Annotated in this window: 1 protein-coding gene; it reads left to right on the forward strand. The window is 47.1% G+C overall.

The features are described from left to right. The coding region (locus AAEZ18_RS18860) for an AIR synthase related protein (protein ID WP_352255937.1) at positions 1–272 on the forward strand (272 nt) is incomplete at both ends.

A 272-nucleotide genomic window follows, 5' to 3' on the forward strand; every position in this document is an offset into this window, starting at 1 on the left:
CTTTAGCGCTGATTGGCAACAAGACAATGAACTGGCATTTGCCATCGGTTACAAGGCGGTTGCGGTTAACGTCTCAGACATTGCTGCGATGGGTGCAACCCCGCATAGCATTCTGCTAGCGTTGGCATTACCAGAACGCTTGGCAAATGAGCAATGGTTAATTGAATTTGCTAAAGGCTTGTTTCATGCCTGCCAATTATTCGGGGTTGCCCTTATTGGTGGTGATACCACGCGTAGTGATAGCTTAATATTAAGTGTCAGCGCACAAGGAT

This window comes from Pseudoalteromonas sp. 19-MNA-CIBAN-0066 (assembly GCF_040308705.1).
Taxonomy (GTDB): Bacteria; Pseudomonadota; Gammaproteobacteria; order Enterobacterales; family Alteromonadaceae; genus Pseudoalteromonas; species Pseudoalteromonas nigrifaciens.